Source organism: Pseudomonas protegens CHA0 (genome assembly GCF_000397205.1).
Classification (GTDB): Bacteria; Pseudomonadota; Gammaproteobacteria; order Pseudomonadales; family Pseudomonadaceae; genus Aquipseudomonas; species Aquipseudomonas protegens.
The window spans coordinates 109118-122500 of record NC_021237.1 but is presented as its reverse complement, the minus strand read 5'-3'; the positions used below and the strand labels follow the sequence as shown (position 1 = coordinate 122500).

The following is a 13383-nucleotide window of genomic DNA, read 5'->3' as shown; positions in this document are numbered from 1 at the left end:
TGCCTCAAGGCGTCCACAGCCTCGACCCGCATCCCCAATACACGCTGCAGAACCTCTGCAGTATGTTCGCCCAATAGAGGAGGGGCGTTACGGTACTCAACGGGGGTTTGCGAAAGACGAATCGGGCTAGCCACCTGAGGCACCATCCCAGCCAACGCGTGTGGCAGCTCCACAGCCAGGCCTCGAGCCACGACCTGTGGATCAGCAAACACCTGCGCCAAATCATTGATCGGCCCACAAGGCACCCCAGCCAGCTCCAGCTGGCTCACCCACTCCGCCGTAGTCTTGAACACCGTGGCCTGGCGAATCAGCGGAATCAGCACCGCCCGATTGGCCACCCGCAGCTTGTTAGTGGCAAACCGAGGATCGTCCGCCCACTGCGGCTGACCCGCTACCTCGGCAAACTTGCGAAACTGCCCGTCATTACCCACGGTAAGGATGAAGTCGCCATCCGCCGTCGGAAAATCCTGATAGGGCACTATATTAGGGTGCGCATTACCCAAACGCTTGGGAGCGACCCCTGTGGTCAGATAGTTCATGGCCTGGTTGGCCAGGCAAGCGACCTGCACATCCAGCAATGCCATATCGATGTGCTGACCACCGCCCCCCTGATCTCGATGAGCCAGGGCCGCCAGAATCGCCACAGTGGAGTAGAGCCCGGTAAGGATGTCGGTCAAGGCCACACCCACTTTTACCGGCCCAGCCCCCTCATCACCCTCAGGTCGCCCAGTCAGGCTCATCAGACCACCCAAGCCCTGGATCATGAAGTCATAACCCGCGCGCTTGGCATAGGGCCCGGTCTGACCAAAACCGGTGATAGAGCAATAGATCAGCCGCGGATTGACGGCCTTGAGCGACTGATAGTCCAGACCGTAAGCCGCCAGCCCACCTACCTTGAAGTTCTCGATGACGATATCCGACTTGGCAGCCAGCTCACGCACCAACTGCTGCCCCTCAGGGCGCGTGAAGTCGATGGTCACTGACTGCTTGTTACGGTTGGCCGACAGGTAATAGGCAGCCTCCGTGGTGTTCTCGCCATAGGCATCTTTAAGGAAGGGCGGCCCCCAGGCGCGTGTATCGTCACCATTACCCGGACGCTCGACCTTGATGACCTCGGCCCCCAGGTCCGCAAGGATCTGCCCGGACCAAGGCCCGGCCAGTACCCGCGATAAATCCAGTACCCGCAGATGCGATAACGCGCCCATGGTCGCTCTCCTATTAATAGAACGCCTGGATACCGGTTTGTGCACGCCCGAGAATCAGCGCATGCACGTCGTGAGTACCTTCGTAGGTGTTGACCACTTCCAGGTTCACCAGGTGACGAGCAATACCGAACTCATCGGAGATCCCGTTGCCGCCCAGCATGTCACGGGCCATGCGCGCGATATCCAGGGACTTGCCGCAGGAGTTGCGCTTCATGATCGAGGTGATTTCCACCGCCGCAGTCCCTTCATCCTTCATCCGCCCCAGGCGCAGGCAGCCCTGGAGGGCGAGGGTGATTTCGGTCTGCATGTCCGCCAGCTTCTTCTGGATCAGTTGGGTTGCCGCCAGAGGACGACCGAACTGCTGGCGATCAAGGGTGTATTGACGTGCGGTGTGCCAGCAGAACTCCGCAGCCCCCAAGGCGCCCCAGGAGATGCCGTAACGCGCCGAGTTCAAGCAGGTAAAAGGTCCTTTGAGCCCACGCACATCCGGGAAGATGTTCTCTTCCGGCACGAACACGTTGTCCATGACGATTTCGCCGGTGATCGAGGCCCGCAGGCCGACCTTGCCGTGAATCGCTGGTGCACTCAGGCCCTTCCAGCCTTTCTCCAGGACAAAGCCACGAATGTCGCCGGCATCATCCTTGGCCCAAACCACGAATACATCAGCAATCGGGCTGTTGGTGATCCACATCTTGCTACCAGTCAGGCTGTAGCCACCGTCCACTTTGCGTGCACGAGTAATCATCGCACCCGGGTCAGATCCATGGTTCGGTTCGGTCAGACCAAAGCAGCCAATCCATTCGCCGGACGCCAGTTTCGGCAGGTACTTCTGCTTTTGCGCCTCGGTACCAAACTCGTTGATCGGCACCATCACCAAGGACGACTGCACACTCATCATCGAGCGGTAGCCGGAGTCCACTCGCTCCACTTCACGAGCGATCAGGCCATAGCACACATAGTTAAGGCCGCTGCCGCCGTACTGCTCAGGAATGGTAGCGCCCAACAGGCCGACTTCACCCATTTCCCGGAAGATGGCCGGGTCGGTCTTCTCATGGCGGAAAGCTTCCAGAACCCGTGGTGCCAGCTTGTCTTGAGCGAACTGCTCGGCACTGTCGCGGACCATGCGTTCTTCTTCGGTGAGTTGCTGGTCCAGCAGAAGGGGATCGATCCAGTTGAAGCTTGCTTTACCGCCCATGAGTGAATCCTCGTGAAGTAGGTCAACTATCGTGGAACACGATCCTAGGCCTACGGTGCGCCCCCAGGCAAACGAGGATTTCGCATAGTTTTGTGCTAATTTCTCACTTCGTAATGGCCTAAACCGCCTTTTACAGCATCTATTAGTGAGATTGCCGTACATGCGCAGAAAGATCCCCAGTACCACCGCCTTAATCAGCTTCGAAGCCGCGGCACGTCATGAGAGCTTTACCAAGGCAGCCCAAGAGCTTTCCCTGACCCAGGGTGCGGTCTGCCGACAGATCGCCAGCCTTGAAGAGTTCCTCGGGCTGGAACTTTTCCGGCGTTCACGACGGGGCGTCAAGCTCACTGAGGCCGGGCTGTCCTACAGCCGCCGGGTCGCCACACAACTGGACGCAGTGGAGCGCGACACACTTTCAGTGATGGGCCAGCAGGGGGCCAACGTCATCGAACTGGCGGTGGTTCCGACCTTCGGGACGCAGTGGTTATTGCCACGCCTGAAGGACTTCCAGCAGCAGCACCCCGAAGTCACGGTCAACCTGACCAACCGCACGCGCCCCTTCCTCTTTGCCGACACCCCCTTCGACGCCGCCATCTACTTTGGCGACGCCGATTGGTCGGGTACCCAGTCTCACCGGCTGATGGGCGAAAACCCGATGCCGGTGTGCAGCCCGGCAATGCTCGGCAAGCAGCAAGAGTTGAGCGCCGAGGCCATAGCCGAACTGCCCCTGCTGCAGCAGACCACGCGGCCTTATGCCTGGCGGCAATGGTTCAACTCACAGCAGCTGAATATCCCCCGCGACATGACAGGTCCGCGCTACGAGCTATTCTCCATGCTCGCCCAGGCCGCCATGCACGACATGGGTATCGCCTTGATTCCGCCCTTCCTTATCCAGCGCGAGCTGGCCGAAAAACGCTTGGTCATTGCCAACCCCCAGGCACTCTCGAGCATCAAGGCGTATTACCTGATGATTCCCGAACGCAAAGTGGAATCGGCCTCTTTACGGGCTTTTCGCGACTGGCTGGTGAACCAGGCAAACAGCTACAACCTTGAAAAATAAAGGCTCACAACCAATAGCTGACCCCGTAGTCAAATAAATCAGAACCCTACAGATATAACTATTTGTCGCATTTTCACAGACTGTACCGACACCTTGAACAATCGTTCTACAAGCGCCTAACCACGCGGCTTGTAGGGTTTATTCAAGGGCAATGTAAGACTATTCATGTCACGGATGAGAAAAATCTTATTTTCCATAGCAAAGCCTTGAAAGGCACGGCTTACAAGGCTTTAACCTGGTACGTTGCGACATTCGGTCACGGGGTGACTTGTAGTTAATTTTCCGTCACTAGTCAGAATCCCTTGAAGGCCTCAAAGTTCGCCTGCAAAATGCCGCGCCCCGCTGTGATTTCAGCGGGATCGTGCTGATCGGCCGCCCCAGCCGCACCCTCCGAAGTGCGCTGGCCTTCTAAGAAAGATCGAAAGCAATAAGATCAAGCAGGAGATTTGACGTGCACATTGGTGTTCCTCTCGAAACCCAGACGGGTGAAACACGGGTTGCTGCAACCCCGGAAACCATCAAGAAGCTGATCGGCCAGGGTCATAAAGTCACTGTGCAAAGCGGCGCCGGCATTAACGCCAGCGTGGTCGACAGTGCCTATGAAGCGGCAGGGGCAACCATTGGCAACGCCAACGATGCCTTTGGCGCCGAGCTGATTCTCAAGGTCGTGGCGCCCAGCGACAGCGAACTGGCGCTGATCAAGAGCGGCACCGTACTGGTGGGCATGCTCAATCCGTTCAGCAATGAAACCATCGCCAAGCTGGCCGAGCGCGGGATCACCGCCTTCGCCCTGGAGGCCGCACCCCGCACCTCCCGGGCCCAGAGCCTGGACGTGCTGTCGTCCCAGGCCAACATCGCCGGCTACAAGGCCGTGCTGCTGGCTGCCCACTACTATCCGCGCTTCATGCCGATGCTGATGACCGCCGCCGGAACGGTGAAGGCTGCCCGGGTGCTGATTCTCGGCGCCGGTGTTGCCGGCCTGCAGGCCATCGCCACGGCCAAGCGCCTGGGTGCGGTGATCGAAGCTTCGGACGTGCGTCCGGCAGTGAAGGAGCAGATCGAATCCCTGGGCGCCAAATTCGTCGACGTGCCTTACGAGACTGACGAAGAGCGCGAGTGCGCCGTCGGTGTCGGCGGTTACGCGCGCCCCATGCCGGCCAGCTGGATGCAGCGCCAGGCTCAGGCCGTGCACGAACGCGCCAAACAGGCCGATATCGTCATCACCACCGCGCTGATTCCGGGCCGCAAGGCACCAACCCTGCTGAGCGCCGATACCGTGGCCCAGATGAAGCCCGGTTCGGTGGTCATCGACCTGGCAGCCGCTCAGGGCGGCAACTGCCCACTGACTGTGGCTGACCAGGTCGTAGTCGAGCACGGCGTGACCATCGTCGGCCCGACCAATCTGGCCGGGGCAGTGGCTGCCGACGCCTCGGCGCTGTACGCCCGCAACCTGCTGGACTTCCTGAAGCTTGTCTTCACCAAAGAAGGGCAGTTCGAAGTCAACCTCGAAGACGACATCGTCGCCGCGTGCCTGATGTGCCGCGACGGCCAAGTCATCCGCAAAAACGCCTAAGCAGGGATTCAGACGATGGAAGAGCTTATCTCCCCCGGTATCTACAACCTGATCATCTTCGTGCTGGCGATCTATGTCGGTTACCACGTGGTCTGGAACGTTACACCCGCACTGCACACCCCCCTGATGGCAGTGACCAACGCCATTTCCGCCATCGTCATCGTCGGCGCCATGCTGGCTGCCGCCCTGACCGTGACCCCGTTGGGCAAGACCATGGGCACCCTGGCCGTGGCCCTGGCTGCGGTCAATGTGTTCGGCGGCTTCCTGGTCACCCGTCGCATGCTGGAAATGTTCAAGAAGAAAGCGCCCAAAGCCGTGAAAGAAGAGGTGCAGAAATAATGAGCATGAACCTGGTAACAACCCTCTATCTGATCGCCTCGGTGTGCTTTATCCAGGCGCTCAAGGGCCTTTCGCACCCGACCACGTCCCGACGCGGCAACCTGTTCGGCATGCTGGGCATGGCCCTGGCAGTACTGACCACCGTTGGCCTCATTTATAAGCTCGGCGCAGAACTGGCCACCGCTGGCATCGGCTACGTCATCGTTGGCCTGCTGATCGGCGGCACCGCCGGCTCGATCATGGCCAAGCGCGTCGAGATGACCAAGATGCCGGAGCTGGTGGCCTTCATGCACAGCATGATCGGCCTGGCCGCGGTGTTCATCGCCATTGCCGCCGTGGTTGAGCCGCAGTCCCTGGGCATCGTCAAGCACCTGGGCGACGCGATCCCCGCCGGTAACCGCCTGGAGCTGTTCCTTGGCGCAGCCATCGGTGCCATCACCTTCTCCGGTTCGGTGATCGCCTTCGGCAAGCTGTCGGGCAAGTACAAGTTCCGCCTGTTCCAAGGCGCACCAGTACAGTTCGCCGGGCAGCACAAGCTCAACCTGGTACTGGGCCTGGCCACCCTCGGCCTGGGCGTGACCTTCATGGTCACCGGCAACCTCGGTGCTTTTGCCCTGATGCTGGCCCTGGCCTTCGTCATGGGCGTGCTGATCATCATCCCGATCGGCGGTGCCGACATGCCAGTAGTAGTGTCGATGCTCAACAGCTACTCGGGCTGGGCGGCAGCAGGGATCGGTTTTTCCCTGAACAACTCGATGCTGATCATCGCCGGCTCCCTGGTGGGCTCCAGCGGTGCAATCCTCTCCTACATCATGTGCAAGGCGATGAACCGTTCGTTCTTCAACGTGCTGCTGGGCGGTTTCGGCAACACAGCCGATGCCGGCGGCCCGGCAGGTTCGAAGGAAGCACGCCCAGTGAAATCCGGTTCGGCCGACGATGCGACCTTCCTGCTGACCAACGCCGATACCGTGATCATTGTTCCCGGCTACGGCCTGGCGGTGGCACGCGCCCAGCACGCGCTGAAAGAGCTGACCGAGAAGCTGACCCACCGCGGCGTGACCGTGAAATACGCGATCCACCCGGTAGCGGGGCGCATGCCCGGCCACATGAACGTCTTGCTGGCCGAAGCCGAAGTGCCTTACGACCAGGTGTTCGAGATGGAAGACATCAACTCCGAGTTCGGCCAGGCCGACGTGGTGCTGGTGCTGGGTGCCAACGACGTGGTCAACCCGGCGGCGAAGAACGATCCGAAGTCGCCGATTGCCGGCATGCCGATTCTCGAAGCCTTCAAGGCCAAGACCATCATCGTCAACAAGCGCTCCATGGCCAGCGGCTATGCCGGCCTGGACAACGAACTGTTCTACCTGGACAAGACCATGATGGTCTTCGGCGACGCCAAGAAGGTCATCGAAGACATGGTCAAAGCCGTCGAATAAAGCTGCTGTAGCGCAATACCCAAAACCTCAGCCTTTAGTAGGCTGGGGTTTTTTATTTACTCCATAAAGCCGACAGAAGGCTCTAGATCAGGGCCTTTCATTCGACCTTTGTCGCGCGGTGTTTTTTTTTGAAATCACTAGACTGCGCTTCTTGCTTCCGTTGCCCGAGATAACAATCCATGTACCGTGATCGTATCCGCTTGCCTTCGTTGTTGGATAAGGTGATGAGCGCCGCTGACGCTGCCGCTCTGATTGAGGACGGCATGACCGTCGGCATGAGCGGCTTCACCCGCGCCGGTGAAGCCAAGGCCGTGCCCCATGCCCTGGCCGAACGGGCCAAGGTAACGCCACTGAAAATCAGCCTGATGACCGGCGCCAGCCTGGGCAACGACCTGGACAAGCAGCTCACCGAAGCTGGCGTGCTGGCCCGGCGCATGCCGTTCCAGGTGGACAGCACCCTGCGCAAGGCGATCAACGCCGGCGAAGTGATGTTCATCGACCAGCACCTGTCGGAAACCGTCGAACAACTTCGTAACCAGCAGCTCAAGCTGCCGGACATTGCAGTGATCGAGGCTGTCGCCATCACTGAACAGGGCCATATCGTGCCGACCACCTCGGTGGGCAACTCCGCCAGCTTCGCGATCTTCGCCAAGCAGGTGATCGTCGAGATCAACCTGGCGCACAACCCGAACCTGGAAGGCCTGCACGACATCTATATCCCGACCTATCGACCGACCCGTACACCGATTCCCCTGGTGAAGGTCGACGATCGCATCGGCAGCACGGCGATTCCGATCCCTGCGGACAAGATCGTCGCCATCGTCATCACTAATCAGTCGGATTCGCCGTCCACGGTTTCCACCCCGGACAGCGAGACCCAGGGCATCGCCAACCACCTGATCGACTTTCTCAAGCAGGAAGTGGATGCCGGGCGCATGAGCAACAAGCTCGGCCCGCTGCAGGCCGGTATCGGCAACATCGCCAACGCGGTGATGTGCGGCCTGATCGAGTCGCCATTCGAGAACCTGACCATGTACTCCGAAGTACTGCAGGACTCGACCTTCGACCTGATCGACGCCGGTAAGCTCAGCTTCGCCTCGGGCAGCTCCATCACCCTGTCGAGCCGGCGCAACGCCGACGTGTTCGGCAACCTGGAACGCTACAAGGACAAGCTGGTGCTGCGTCCGCAGGAGATCTCCAACCACCCGGAAGTGGTGCGCCGCCTGGGTATCATCGGCATCAACACCGCGCTGGAGTTCGATATCTACGGCAACGTCAACTCCACCCACGTCTGCGGCACGCGGATGATGAACGGCATCGGCGGCTCCGGCGACTTCGCCCGCAACGCACACCTGGCGATCTTCGTCACCAAGTCGATCGCCAAGGGCGGGGCGATTTCCAGCGTGGTGCCGATGGTCAGCCACGTGGACCACACCGAGCATGACGTCGACATCCTGGTGACCGAGATCGGCCTGGCGGACCTGCGCGGCCTGGCGCCGCGGGAGCGGGCCCGGGTGATCATCGACAACTGTGTGCATCCTTCCTACCGCGACGCACTGAATGACTACTTCACCAAGGCCTGCGCCTTGGGTGGTCACACGCCGCATATCTTGCGTGATGCCCTGAGCTGGCACATCAACCTGGAAGAAACCGGGAAAATGCTCGTCGAGTGATTGATACAGTTGGCAGCTGACGCAAACACAGTTTCGTCAGCTCGCCGGCCGCTCGCCAGGGACCACCAAAAACTGTACTGCTGTACCGGTATTTTCCCCGCCTAAAACCACTTGCCTCCCATCAAAAAGCACCGAAATGCACCATAAAGGTGCTGACAGGTACAGTTGCGCCTTTTCCGAACAGTACAGCCCCTATAAACAGTTAACTGGTCCTTCACAATACAGGTGAACTGTATCTACAGAGTCTTGCGCAGGAAGAGGATCATGGGCACCAGTTAAACCACTACCTGATCCCGCCACAAGCGGAAGGATGTCAACCATGGAACGTACACTCAGTTCCGAACTGTTCTTCGAAGATAAAGCTGAAAAAACCCAGGCCTCCCTGCCTCTGCGCGTTATCGCCAACCTGATGCTGTGGCAGCGCCGCATCTCCAGCCGCCATCAACTGGCTCGCCTGGATTCGCGTCTGCTGGCCGATGCCGGGATCAGCGAAGCACAACGCTACGAAGAGCTGAGCAAGCCGTTCTGGCGCTAACTCAGCGTCGCTGGCCCTGACCCACCGGGTCCACCGCCAGCACCCCGAATTGCACACAACAAGACCCGTCGCGGGAAACCGCGACGGGTCTTGTCGTTCTGGCCGCGGAAAACGCGCGACACAGCTGAAATACAGCCCGCTTCATCGTGACAGGTACAGTTTTATAAAACATAACAATTAACAAGTACAATTTAGCTCGAGTGTATCTGTATCACCGCATCGAACCGCCGCACCATGAGGTTGCAGCCAGCTCATCGCTCGGCTGCTCACGGAGGCAAGCATCATGCACTCGTCCCCTGGCACCCACCTTCACTGCACGCTCTTCAAGCGCTGGCTCACAGCGCTCGCCAACACACGGGAGCGGGCCCGCACCCGTCACTTGCTGGCACAAATGGATGAACGACAACTCTCGGACAGCGGCATCAGCCACAGCGATCGGGCAGCGGAACTGCACAAACCCTTTTGGCGCTGAGGCCTGCCGCAACGCTGTGCGAATGGGGCCGCTGAGCCTAATATCTGAGGCGACGTGGCGATTTTCATTCGAACTGCGTCAGAGCAATCAGACACAGCACCTCGCAGTGGCTGCCCGGCGTCTCACTCAGCGCCCTTAAATTGTCTGTTCATTCACAGGAGTTACCCATGTCCCGTCTCCGCCTGCTCAGCGCCGCCGCCCTGCTGGCCCTGGCTGCCAATGCCCACGCCACCAGCCTGATCGTGACCACCGACGCCATTGTCGGCGCGCTCAAGGCCACCACCGACGCCACCTCCGATGCCACTTCTTCCCTGCGTGACAACAAGATTGTCCGTGCCGCCCGGGATGATGCCGCCAGTTTCGTCGCCACCGACGGCGCCATTCGCGGGGTAAAACTGGAAAGCGCATTTGCCCACATTCGCCAGCAAGCGCCTCAGTTGCAGGCCTCTGATGCACAGCTGGCCCAGGCCATCCTGGCAATCTGAAGCGTCTCGGTTTCAGGTGCCCCGGCGCACCTGAAACCCTCTGCGCTGGTCCTCCAAGGGGCATTGCGCTAGCCTTGGCGCTGGTTTTCAGCTGTCGAGACTCTTGGGTTTGTTCCGTATTTCGCTTTCCGCTCCCGTATTGATCGCCGCCTGTTGGGCCGGTTCGGTGCAGGCATTCGACCTCACCACCCAAAGCCTGGTTGTCACCGTCTATGCGACAGGCCAGGTGACCTCGGCGCCCTTCGACCATAAACTGCTGCTTGCTGCCCAGGATGACGCCGCTGCCTTCGTGGCAACCGACGGCCAACTGCGCGGCGCCCGCCTGGAGTCTGCGCTGGAATACCTGCGCCAGGACCCGGCAAAACTTCATGCCAGCGACCTTGAACTGGCGCAGGCAATTCTCGTCCAATAACCATCCCTGTTCTTCCGGAGTCGTTCCATGCGTAGCCCGCTGATTGCCGCCACCCTTGGCCTGCTGTTGTTGGCCGACGTGGCCCAGGCACACACCCTGGTGGCCACCAGTAACATCATCGTCCGCGCCTCCGGCCGCACGATCGATTTCACCTCGGACACCACCACTTCGATCCGTGACTCCAAAGTCGTGCGCGAAGCCCACGACGATGCCGCCAGCTTCGTCGCCAGCAACGGTGATATCCGCGGCGCGCAACTTGAAGCGGCGTTCAATGCCCTGCGCACGCAGCTGCCAGAAGCCCGCGACGCCAGCGACCAGGTGCTTGCCGAAGCCATCCTGGCCCTGTGAAACCACTCCTAGCCTGGCTGCTGGCCGGGACCCTGGGGCTGCTCTGCGGCACCGCCCAGGCCGACCTGCAACTGCGCCTCAAGACCGATGGCTTGAGCCCGGCGCAGCAACACGCCAGCCAGGCACTGCTGGATGAAGCGATGCAGGCGTTGCCGCCGCGTTTCATCCAGCAACTGGATCGCACCATTGATGTCGGCTGGACCGACCGAATGCCCGACAACGCCTATGGCGAGGCATCCCTGGTGTCGGAACTGGACCTCAACCGCGCCTTGCTGCCCAGCCTGACCGACGGCTCCGCCGCCACCCAGAAGACCAGCCGCCCCCATGGCACCGTGCGCCGGGAAATGCTCGCCACGGTACTCCATGAACTGACCCACATTTATGATCGCGCGCGTTTGTGGCCCGGTGCCGAGCGCAGCCTGATCCAGCGCTGCACTCGCAAGAACAGCACCTCCGGGCTGATCGGCCTGCCGGATGAGTGTCGCGGCCAGAATGACCGGCGCTTCACCCTCAGCGATGATCCACGGCTGCTGGATCTGGCCGGTTGGCCGCAATACGTCGGCCGCCGTGGCGAACGCGAGCAGCACAACCGTCAGGTCGCCCGCAGCCCGGACATCTACGAGATCACCAACCCGAAGGAATTCGTCGCGGTGAACATGGAGTACTTCCTTCTCGATCCGAGCTACGCCTGCCGCCGCCCGGCGCTGTACCGCTATTACCAGGAACATTTCGGCTGGGCGCCGGCCACCAAGGACAGCTGCGCCAAGTCCTTCGCCTTCCTCAACGCCGGCAACGACTTCGCCAAGACGCCCCTGGGGCAGGTGGACCCGGAGCGGGTCTACGCGGTGGACTACCTGCTGGCCGAAGCCAACCAGAACTGGGTCAGCCGCTGGGGCCACAGCATGCTGCGCCTGGTGATCTGCGCCCCGGGCCGCCCCCGCGGGCCGGATTGCCGGCTGGACCTGGACCAGCACCTGGTGCTGTCCTACCGCGCCTTCGTTGGTGACGTGCAGCTCTCCAGCTGGGACGGCCTGGTGGGCAAGTACCCTTCGCGGCTGTTTGTCCTGCCGCTGTCCCAGGTCATCGACGAGTACACCAAGACCGAGCTGCGCAGCCTGGCCTCGGTGCCGTTGAAGCTGTCACGCAGCGAGATCGAGGAAGTGGTGGAGCACGCCGCCGAGATGCATTGGAGCTACGACGGCAACTATTACTTCCTGTCCAACAACTGCGCAGTGGAAAGCCTCAAGCTGCTGCGCAGCGGCAGCAACAACAAGCAACTGATCGGCCTCGACAGCATCATGCCCAACGGCTTGCTGGAGGTGCTCAAGGGCAGGGGGCTGGCGGACACCAGCGTGCTCGACGACCCGCGCGAGGCGCTGCGCCTGGGGTATCGCTTCGACTCCTTCCGCGACCGCTACCAGGCGATGTTCGAGGTGATCAAGAAGCGCCTGCCGATCAAGCAGGCCAGCGTCGAAGACTGGCTGTCGCTGAGTGCCGAGGAACGCCGGCACTGGTTCGACCAGGCCGACCTGCGCACCAGCGCCGCCTTGCTGCTGCTGGAGCAGGCCAGTTATCGCCGGCAACTGCTGTTGGCTCAGGACGAGGTCAAGCAGCGCTACCTGGGGGCTCGCGAGCTGAAAAATGGTGGTATGGAGCAGGCCAACAAGACCCTGCAGCAGATCCTCGCCAACAGCGGCTTCCTCAGCCGCCCGGCAGAATTGCTGGGCAGCGGCGGCTACGGCCTGCCTCAGCCCGCTGAATGGCAACGCCTGGAGTCCGAGAGCAGCCAGCGGCAGAAGCAACTGCAATCCTTGACCGGTGACCTGGACAAGGAAGTGCGAGCCCTGCTGGAACCGGCCCGAGCGGCGGAAATCGCCGCCAACGAGGCCAACCTGAAGCTGGTGGGCGAGCATCTGCGGACGCTGCACAAGGCGGCAGGCGGCCTGGAACTGCCGTAGCGCTGCCGAGCCCGCGAGGCTGCGAAAAGGACCGAAGGGCCTTGCTGGGCGGCCTTGAGAGCCTCGCGACCGCTACGCGCTCGTGCGCAGCCTACGGCCGCGGCTACAGGGTTTCCTGCGGTTCTTGCGGCAGGTGCTCGTCCAGATGCAACCAGGGCAGGCGGCTGTCGGTCCAGATATGCCGGTCTGCAGGCGCCCGTTCCGGGTGATCCAGGGTGGCGATGGTGACATCGATGCTGTCTGGGCTCAGGTGGGTAATCAGCGCCAAATGAGCACCACAGTTGCCGCAGAAATAGCGCGCACAACTTCCAGATGAGTCGTACCGGGCGGGAACGCCTTCCAGCCATTCGAAAGCCGAGGCGGGCAGGGTGATCCAGGTGGTCACCAGACCGCCACTGACCCGGCGGCAGATCGAGCAATGGCAGTGGGCGATGTCCCGCAACGGGCCGCTGAACTGGTAACGCAGCCGCCCGCAGTGGCAGCCTCCGGTGTGCAACTCTCTCATGTGCATGTCTCCCTGGCGCCGATAGCCATCACTTTATGCCGCTGGTCGCCTGCTGCAACATCCGTTCGTTCCTTTCAGCGACGAAAGCTGGCTGAAAGCTTCCCCCATTAGGATCGCCTCCACTACCGGCAACAGACCGGTTGGCCACAGCGGGCGTTTCTCGCGCTCCCGGCCCTATTAACAACAA

At 61.0% G+C, this 13383-nt stretch carries 14 protein-coding genes (1 of these 14 running past the window's edge); 11 read left to right on the top strand and 3 right to left on the bottom strand.

Going from position 1 to position 13383, the window contains the following annotated elements; all coding sequences use genetic code 11:
• Positions 1–1205, bottom strand: the 5' portion of a protein-coding gene (locus PFLCHA0_RS00605) for a CaiB/BaiF CoA transferase family protein (RefSeq protein WP_015633669.1). The gene continues 16 nt to the left of window position 1, outside the view; 1205 of the gene's 1221 nt are visible here — the first part of the coding sequence; the start codon lies at positions 1203–1205; its stop codon lies off the left edge, out of view.
• Positions 1206–1218: 13 nt separating this feature from the next.
• Positions 1219–2400: an acyl-CoA dehydrogenase gene (locus PFLCHA0_RS00600; protein WP_011058503.1), complete on the bottom strand. Its 1182-nt coding sequence runs from the start codon at positions 2398–2400 to the stop codon at positions 1219–1221.
• Positions 2401–2560: 160 nt separating this feature from the next.
• Between PFLCHA0_RS00600 and PFLCHA0_RS00595 the strand changes: the two genes are divergently transcribed.
• From PFLCHA0_RS00595 to PFLCHA0_RS00550, 11 genes are all read left to right on the top strand, one after another.
• Positions 2561–3460 (top strand): LysR family transcriptional regulator, encoded by a 900-nt coding sequence (locus tag PFLCHA0_RS00595; protein WP_015633667.1) that lies wholly within the window; start codon positions 2561–2563, stop codon positions 3458–3460.
• A gap of 451 nt (positions 3461–3911) precedes the next feature.
• Positions 3912–5033: a Re/Si-specific NAD(P)(+) transhydrogenase subunit alpha gene (locus tag PFLCHA0_RS00590; protein ID WP_011058501.1), complete on the top strand. Its 1122-nt coding sequence runs from the start codon at positions 3912–3914 to the stop codon at positions 5031–5033.
• 15 nt (positions 5034–5048) lie between these two features.
• Positions 5049–5372, top strand: coding sequence for an NAD(P) transhydrogenase subunit alpha part 2 (locus PFLCHA0_RS00585; protein ID WP_005783507.1), 324 nt, complete (start codon positions 5049–5051; stop codon positions 5370–5372).
• Positions 5372–6808 (top strand): NAD(P)(+) transhydrogenase (Re/Si-specific) subunit beta, encoded by a 1437-nt coding sequence (locus tag PFLCHA0_RS00580; RefSeq protein ID WP_015633666.1) that lies wholly within the window; start codon positions 5372–5374, stop codon positions 6806–6808. Before PFLCHA0_RS00585 ends, PFLCHA0_RS00580 begins: the two co-directional genes overlap by 1 nt.
• Before the next feature lie 179 nt (positions 6809–6987).
• On the top strand, positions 6988–8481 hold the full coding sequence (locus PFLCHA0_RS00575; RefSeq protein WP_011058499.1) for an acetyl-CoA hydrolase/transferase family protein: 1494 nt from the start codon (positions 6988–6990) through the stop codon (positions 8479–8481).
• Positions 8482–8800: 319 nt separating this feature from the next.
• The gene (locus PFLCHA0_RS00570) at positions 8801–9016 is read left to right on the top strand and encodes a DUF1127 domain-containing protein (RefSeq protein WP_011058498.1); all 216 of its coding nucleotides are present in this window, start codon (positions 8801–8803) and stop codon (positions 9014–9016) included.
• A gap of 283 nt (positions 9017–9299) precedes the next feature.
• A complete protein-coding gene (locus PFLCHA0_RS30975) occupies positions 9300–9488 on the top strand; it encodes a DUF1127 domain-containing protein (RefSeq protein WP_080644438.1) in 189 nt (62 codons plus the stop codon).
• 167 nt (positions 9489–9655) lie between these two features.
• Positions 9656–9973, top strand: a complete 318-nt coding sequence (locus PFLCHA0_RS00565; RefSeq protein WP_011058497.1) for a DUF2388 domain-containing protein — start codon at positions 9656–9658, stop codon at positions 9971–9973.
• A 103-nt stretch (positions 9974–10076) separates the two neighbouring features.
• The gene (locus PFLCHA0_RS00560; RefSeq protein WP_011058496.1) at positions 10077–10385 is read left to right on the top strand and encodes a DUF2388 domain-containing protein; all 309 of its coding nucleotides are present in this window, start codon (positions 10077–10079) and stop codon (positions 10383–10385) included.
• Between the two features lie 27 nt (positions 10386–10412).
• Positions 10413–10733: a DUF2388 domain-containing protein gene (locus PFLCHA0_RS00555; protein ID WP_011058495.1), complete on the top strand. Its 321-nt coding sequence runs from the start codon at positions 10413–10415 to the stop codon at positions 10731–10733.
• Complete coding sequence (locus PFLCHA0_RS00550; RefSeq protein ID WP_015633665.1) at positions 10730–12691, top strand: DUF7844 domain-containing protein; 1962 nt, start codon at positions 10730–10732, stop codon at positions 12689–12691. Before PFLCHA0_RS00555 ends, PFLCHA0_RS00550 begins: the two co-directional genes overlap by 4 nt.
• Before the next feature lie 103 nt (positions 12692–12794).
• Here the strand turns inward: PFLCHA0_RS00550 and PFLCHA0_RS00545 are convergent, their stop codons facing one another.
• On the bottom strand, positions 12795–13196 hold the full coding sequence (locus PFLCHA0_RS00545) for a GFA family protein (RefSeq protein WP_011058493.1): 402 nt from the start codon (positions 13194–13196) through the stop codon (positions 12795–12797).
• Positions 13197–13383: the final 187 nt, after the last annotated feature.